This is a genomic window from Clostridium sp., assembly GCF_051656525.1.
GTDB lineage: Bacteria > Bacillota > Clostridia > Clostridiales > Clostridiaceae > Clostridium.
Genome location: NZ_JBOGCC010000199.1, coordinates 1 through 7,187, shown reverse-complemented (window position 1 = coordinate 7,187; position 7,187 = coordinate 1). Strand labels below are relative to the sequence as shown.

General features: G+C 26.6%; 8 protein-coding genes. 1 reads left to right on the top strand and 7 read right to left on the bottom strand.

Annotated elements, in window-relative coordinates; translation table 11 throughout:
- The 4 genes from ACRDDY_RS09800 to ACRDDY_RS09785 form a co-directional block, all read right to left on the bottom strand.
- Positions 1 to 752, bottom strand: a 752-nt coding sequence (locus ACRDDY_RS09800; protein ID WP_438564767.1) for a tetratricopeptide repeat protein, incomplete at its 3' end; no start/stop codon positions are given.
- A 10-nt stretch (positions 753 to 762) separates the two neighbouring features.
- Positions 763 to 2,472, bottom strand: a complete 1,710-nt coding sequence (locus tag ACRDDY_RS09795) for an Hsp70 family protein (RefSeq protein WP_438564766.1) — start codon at positions 2,470 to 2,472, stop codon at positions 763 to 765.
- Between the two features lie 4 nt (positions 2,473 to 2,476).
- Positions 2,477 to 3,055 carry a nucleotide exchange factor GrpE gene (grpE, locus tag ACRDDY_RS09790; protein WP_438564765.1) on the bottom strand — a complete coding sequence of 193 codons (579 nt, stop codon included), beginning with the start codon at positions 3,053 to 3,055 and terminating at the stop codon, positions 2,477 to 2,479.
- Positions 3,056 to 3,092: 37 nt separating this feature from the next.
- A complete protein-coding gene (locus ACRDDY_RS09785) occupies positions 3,093 to 4,388 on the bottom strand; it encodes a DnaJ domain-containing protein (RefSeq protein WP_438564764.1) in 1,296 nt (431 codons plus the stop codon).
- Between the two features lie 266 nt (positions 4,389 to 4,654).
- On the opposite strand from ACRDDY_RS09785, the gene ACRDDY_RS09780 reads away from it, so the two are divergent.
- Positions 4,655 to 4,852 (top strand): hypothetical protein, encoded by a 198-nt coding sequence (locus tag ACRDDY_RS09780; RefSeq protein WP_438564763.1) that lies wholly within the window; start codon positions 4,655 to 4,657, stop codon positions 4,850 to 4,852.
- 45 nt (positions 4,853 to 4,897) lie between these two features.
- Here the strand turns inward: ACRDDY_RS09780 and ACRDDY_RS09775 are convergent, their stop codons facing one another.
- From ACRDDY_RS09775 to ACRDDY_RS09765, 3 genes are all read right to left on the bottom strand, one after another.
- Positions 4,898 to 6,037 carry a CapA family protein gene (locus ACRDDY_RS09775; protein WP_438564762.1) on the bottom strand — a complete coding sequence of 380 codons (1,140 nt, stop codon included), beginning with the start codon at positions 6,035 to 6,037 and terminating at the stop codon, positions 4,898 to 4,900.
- A 140-nt stretch (positions 6,038 to 6,177) separates the two neighbouring features.
- Positions 6,178 to 6,891 (bottom strand): helix-hairpin-helix domain-containing protein, encoded by a 714-nt coding sequence (locus ACRDDY_RS09770; RefSeq protein ID WP_438564761.1) that lies wholly within the window; start codon positions 6,889 to 6,891, stop codon positions 6,178 to 6,180.
- Between the two features lie 134 nt (positions 6,892 to 7,025).
- Positions 7,026 to 7,175: a hypothetical protein gene (locus ACRDDY_RS09765; protein ID WP_438564768.1), complete on the bottom strand. Its 150-nt coding sequence runs from the start codon at positions 7,173 to 7,175 to the stop codon at positions 7,026 to 7,028.
- Positions 7,176 to 7,187: the final 12 nt, after the last annotated feature.

Genomic DNA, 7,187 nt, shown 5'->3' with positions numbered 1-7,187 from the left:
TTAATCTCATAACTTTTCTTTTCATCTAATCTCTCTAATTTTCCAAGTGCTCCTATTAAATTATATAATGCACATTCTTCATAAGCCTTTTTCTCTGACTCATCTATATATTTTTTATACTCTTCAACAGCCATCTCTATATTTCCAACCTCTTCATAATAAGTTGCAAGTAGAAATCTAACCTCAGCTATTTCCTTATGATTTAATTTAGTTTCTTTTAAATCATCTTTTAAGTTGTCCTTATTTTCTTCTATAATTTTTTTATATTTAGCTATCTTTTCATTTCCACTATCTATTTTTATAAGATTTTCTAAGTATTTAAGCCCTTCTTTATAATTCTTCATATATATATTTATTTCTATAAGTATAATATATGGCTCTATTAGACTATCTTCTATCTTACTTATATCTATAAATATCTCTAAAGCTTTTTCTATCTCTAAATTATTTAAACATCTTATTCCTTCATTATATTTCTCAATAATTTCTTGAAATTTTTTCGCTTTTATTTTCTCTAAATACTTTATTGCTCTACTTTTTTTATCTAATAATATGCTTTTCCTAAAAATCTCTTCTGCCTCTTCAAACTCACACTTTTTATAAAAACATAGTCCTAATATGTTTAGTAAATCTATATCCTTATTACTTATCTTCAGTCCTTCAATTAACACATTTTTAGCTACAGTTATATTATTACCATCTATATAATTTATTGCTCTCATCTTATATTTATAAACTAATTTTTCCACCATAGCTAAAATCCTAATCTATATCAAATAATATATCAGTTAATTCATCATCTAATTCCACTACTTTATTTTTATCTTCTTTTTCTATAGCTTTTCTTATTTCATTAATTATACTATTTACTTTTTCTAATGTTTCAGAATCCATCTTCTCAAATTTTTCCTTTGCAACTGATATACTAACACTTGCAATGTTATATAATTCTGACTCTTCCCATGATATAACTTTTTGTTTTATATTTATTCCTTCTGCTAACATTTCAAGATCATTTTCATCTAATTTTTCAATTGCCATAACTCTACTTTTCTTTTGTCCTGTTGATAATACTTCTACTGCAACATCAAGCATTCCATTTAAGTTATAAGCAAATGTAACTAATATTTTTTCTTCTCCAGCCTTATTTTTAGGAATTTCATCTATAGTAAAATTTCCTACAAACATATTTTTATCTGTCCATTTTTCCTCACCTTGATAAACTCTAATATTTACTCTCTCTTGATTATCAATGGATGTAACAAATTCCTCTGATTTAATTGAAGGTAATTTCATATCTCTATAAATAATTGGATTAAATTCATTCTCTTCAACTGCTACTCCTAATGTATAACTACACACATCAGTTACAATTAATCCATTTTCTGAACTTATATCATCATTTTTTATACCAGCTTGTACAGCTGCTCCTAATGCTACTGCTTCATCTGCATTTACAGTACTTAAAACTTTATCTCCAAAAGATTTTACAAGTTTTTCTTTAACAGCTGGTATTCTACTAGAACCTCCAACAAGTAATACTACATCTATATCCTCTCTTGTAAGTTCTGCTGCTAAAAGAGTTTTTCCTACTATAACTTCTGTTCTATCAATTAAATCACGTGTAAGTTCATTAAAAGTTTCACGGCTCAATTCAAATTCTATATCAATAGGTTCTCCTTCATCATCAATCCCTAAATTATTTATTATTATTTCTGTACTATGGGATACTGATAAATCTTTTTTTGCTTCTTCTGCAGCTTCCTTTATCTCACTTCTTTTTTTCTTATTTAATTTCTCTACATTTACATCAGTATGAATTTTTATATAATTCATGATATATCGCTCTATTTTAGCATCAAAATCTTTTCCCCCTAAAAGATTATCTCCTCTACTAGCCTTAACATCCATTATCCCTGAAAATAACTCTAATACTGTACAATCAAAAGTTCCACCTCCAAGGTCATAAACTAATATATTAGCTTCTGCTCCTATATTCTCTAAGCCATAGTGCATAGCAGCTGCCGTAGGCTCATTTATTAATCTCTCTACTTTTAACCCTGCCATTTGTGCTGCTTCCTTTGTTGCAGTTCTTTGTGCATCATTAAAGTTTGCTGGTACTGTTATTACCGCTTCATCTATTTTTCCTATCTTCTCTTCTGCCATTTCTTTTAGCTCTCTTAAAATAATAGCTGATATTTGCTGTGGAAAATATTCTTTCCCATTTATCATAAGCCTTTCACTTGTTCCCATAAGTCTTTTAACTTCACTTATAGTAATTTCTGGTCTTATAAGCATCTGTCTTCTAGCTTTTTTTCCAACTATAATTTCATCTTTTTTAATAGTCACAACTGATGGCATTATATTTCCATCACAATACTTCTCATTACCTATCATAATCGCTTTTCCATCTTTGATATATGCTACCTCTGATGTAGTTGTTCCCAAATCAATCCCTATTATATTCCCCATTTTTTTACTTGCTCCCCTCATTTTTTATAACAACAACCTTACTTTCTCTTAATACATTGCCCTTGTATCTATACCCACTTTTTACTTCTTCAATTATTATCTCATTTTCAAAATCATTATTCTCTATTACCTCAACACAATAATGAAAGTCTTCATTAAATTGCTCTGAAACTGTCTTTATTCTCTCAAGCCCTATATAATTTATTCTTCTACTTATACCTTTTAACGTTTTCTTAAAATTCTTTAATGCTCTTTTATCTTCAACATCTTCTAATAGATCCTTAAAATTATCAACTTCATCTAAAATTTCTATAATTGAATTTAAAATTTTTTTAGACTCTTTATCTATTTCCTTTAATTGCTTATTACTTCTTATTAACTCTAATTCTAACCGTCCTATTTTCTCTATATATGCTTGTTCTAATCTCTCAAACTTTATAAATTCTTTTTTTACAAGTCTTTCTCTATCACTTAATACATCATTAAAATCTTTTCCTTCTAATAGACTGCTTATCAATGTTTTTTCTTTCAAATACTTTTTTTTATACTCTTTAAACTCTTTCTCTAAATCTATACCCTCCATATACTCCTCCAACTTATACAAAAATAACCTTAATTTCTTATATAAAATATACTAGTGCTACAATTATTACTATTGCAAGTATTATAAATACTGCCATTCCACCCTTATTACTTGAAGTTCTTCCACTTTTTTTATTTTTGACCTCTCTTGCATATGGTACAAAACCTCCATATTTATCAAATAAATATTTTGCATCTAAACTATATATATTTTTGTGAAACCTTTCTATCAAAATTAAATTTTCTTTTATCTTCTTTAAGTCTCTTTCATCCCTAATCTTCTCTAAATATTCAATTATTTTATCATCCATATAGTCTCTAGTTTCAACATCTACAGCTATTCTTTTTTTTACTGATACTAATAAAAAGTTTTTAAGTAACTTATTAAAATCCAATTTACTAATTGAGGCCATATCTCCTATTAATTCTTTAGATACTGAACACCATCCAATATTGTCCATATAAATACTACTTTTTACTTTCTCCCTCATATCATTTATATATTTTATCTGTCTATCTATTATCTTCTCTAAATATACAGCATTTTTAAAATTTAATATTTCTACAATTAATAATTTTATTTCTTCTAACTTCTCTTCTATTTCACTGGAATTCAAATATTCTTTTTCAAGTAGCTCTAAAACTACAATAACTACATCTTCATACTCTCTTATTCTCGATAAAAGTCTTCCTAACTCACAATAGTCTTCAACATTTCCATTCTTCAATACGAAAGGAAAAGCTTTTTCCATTAATATCTTTCTAGCTTTCTCTAATTTTTTATCATTAATATAAGCTTCTGTAATATTGTAATATGTTTTAACATCTCTAAACTTTATTATAGTTTTTTTCATGTAAAAGTTTGCACTTTCCTCATCTCCAATTTTATAGAGATACTCCATCATACAATTCATTTCTTCAAAGCTTATAATTCTCTCTTTCTCTAAAACATATTTTTGAATTTCATATGCTTTTTTATAATTTCCCTCTAATGCATAAGTTTTTGCAATTTCATGTAATACTACTGGAATATTTCCCTCTCTCTTTACAAAATTACTTAAAATCTTTCTACCTTCACTTATCCTCTCTTCTTCTAACAGCCTAAGCCCGTCTTCTAATAGTCTTTGTGATGTATATTCATAGCCATTTAATTGATCATATTCATATCTTTTTTCTTCATTTTTCAATATTTCATATGCAGAATTTATCACTGAAAACTCTTTACTACATTTTTCAGGTGGATATTTTCTCAGCTGTTTTGCATAAGCTCTCTTTATCTCACTACTATTAGCACTCTTAGATATTTCTAAAATTTCATATAGATTTTTCTCCATACACCCCTCCTACATTAATAATCTATATTAGATATACTCCTATTTATTTTTATTAATATTTAATATGGAAAATTTTTATACCAAGCTTTCTTTTAACATTATATTACAATTTTAACATTAAAATGATTAAGTAACAATATAATTAATCTCCTTAATTTAAACATTCTTACAACATATATTTAGTTTTAAAAATTTTCCTATCCTCATCTTTATTATGTTATAATTTAAGTATACAAAGTTTTAAATTTAGAAAGAAGGTTATTTTTATGAACAAATTTCAAAGAAAAGTAGCAAAAGAAACTAAAAAAAGACTCGACATCGATTCAAAAGTTGAAGAATTTTCAAAAGAATTAGAAACTATGGATACATTTAATGATATTGAATCTATTTTAGATAAAATAGATTTATTACCTTCATGGTATGAAGTAAAAAAACAAGTTGTTAAAGATTTAAATTCTAAATAATAAAAAGTGCATTTTACAAAAGTAAGATGCACTTTTTCTCATTTATTAATTAATCTTAAAAAATTTATCATTTATCTTTCCATTTAAATTAGATAAAGAATTTAAATGATTTAATATATTTTCTCTATTATTTCCTTCAGCAACTGTTGGTCTATAATCATTTCTTCCTTGTACTGATGAAATCATTGTTGGAATTACTTTATACTCTGTATCAGTATGTTTATCATCTTCAAACTTAAATTTAGTCTGTACCATAAAAGTTCTTTTATCTGAAGGATTTGAATTCCCGCCGAAACTAAAATTTCCTAAAGAGTAAACTATCATCTTTCCTTTATACTCTTCCATACTTTGAATAACATGTGGATGTGATCCTAAAACCATATCAGCTCCCATATCAATTGAGTATCTTGCTAAATCAACTTGTACATCATATGGCTTTGAATCTCTTTCAATTCCCCAATGAAAATATGGAATAACAATACTTGCTCCCTCATCTTTTACATCTTCTATATCTGCCTTTATTTTATCTTTAAGCTCTTTATCATTTGACCAAGCTTGATACCCTAGAAATACAAATTTTATACCTTTTATCTCTTTTGTGATTCTATATCCTTCACCACAATAATCTACTCCTGCCTCTTCTAAAGTTTGTACTGTATCGTCAAACCCTTTTTGTCCATAATCATAAATATGGTTATTAGCTAAAGTTACTCCTTCAATACTTCCTTCAGTAAGAACATTTACATAATCCTTAGAGCCCTTAAAATGAAAAACTGTTCCCTGCCCTTTATTTCTCTTTTCCTTTGTATCTGTAAAAGTAGTTTCAAGATTTACTATAGTATAATCATCTTTTTCAAAAATTGGCTTAACGTTCTTCATAATAGTTGAATAATTATCTCCTGCCAATGCCACTTCACTATTAAAACTTGTACTATAATTAAACTTAGTATCTGTTCCAAGTGTGCAATCTCCTGCTGCTGTTATTATAACTTCCTTTTTTATAATCTCTTTTTTTTCTTCAGACTGTTTTATATCCTCTTTCTCTACTGAAACCTTACTATCTTTTTCTGCTATATCAGATGCTTTTTTAACCATCATAACAGAACCTCCAAGTAGTAAAACCATTCCTATACTAAGACAAAGAAGTTTCATCTTCCTTTTATTATTCTTTCTCTTTCTTCTCATAAAATTTCTCTCCCCCTAATTTCATTTCCATTTTATCATATTTTTATTTTACAGTATATATTTTACAAATTATATTAATATCCTTAAAAAATATAACGTATAAATTATACTAAGACTATTTTTAATTTTTCCATTCTTAATTAGATACAAATCTTATCTCTCATTTTTTCAAAAGTAGCTTTTCCAATTCCACTTACATTTTGCACTTCTTCAATACTTTTAAATCCACCTTTTTCTTCTCTATACGAAATAATTGCCTCTGCTTTTGCTGTTCCTATTCCATTTATAGCTGTTAGTTCAGTCACTGATGCTGTATTTATATTTATTAAATCTCCTTTCTTACTACTTTCTTTTTTGATTACACTTGATTTTGTATCTAAAGAAGTATCATTTACCACTGCAACTTCTTTATCTAATTCATTTTTATTAGCTATAATAATCGCTTCATTTGGCTGTAAAACTTGTGCTCTATTTATATTTTGAAGTGTTCCATCCTTTGTTATTCCACCTGCTTTTTTTATTAAATCCTCAATTATACTTCCGCTTTTTAATGTATATACTCCTGGATTTTTAACCTCTCCTTTTATATCAACTACAATTTCTGTAACTTCTTCTAAAGCTCCTTCTTCTACTTTTTCTACTTTCTCTACTTTTTCTACTTTAGTAGTATCTTTCTTTTCACTAGTCTTTTCTTTTAAGTCAACTTTCTCTATACTTCCATCTGTAAAAATACTTTCTTCTAACTTTCTATTTATACCACCACTCACATAAATTCCAGCACAAAAAACTAATATTATAGTAACACTTATTATTCCTAAAGTTTTTTTATTTTTTAAAATATCATCTAGTTTCATTTAAATCATTCTCTCCTTTCTATTTTATTTTAAATTATGCCCATAAAACAAAGTATTCTATACATTTTTTACTAAAAAAATCCTATCTTAAGTTGGTATTATTTCATCTCTTTACTTAAGATAGGACCTTAAATCTAGTAATTATTTTTAATTATAATATCAACAAATCTTTTACTGGCTTTTCCATCTGCTTCATCAAAAAATTTATTTTTAAATTCTTTGATTTTTTCTATATTTTTTTCATTATGTAATGCTATAATTAATTCATCTGTATTTTTTACTATTTCTCCTGGTAC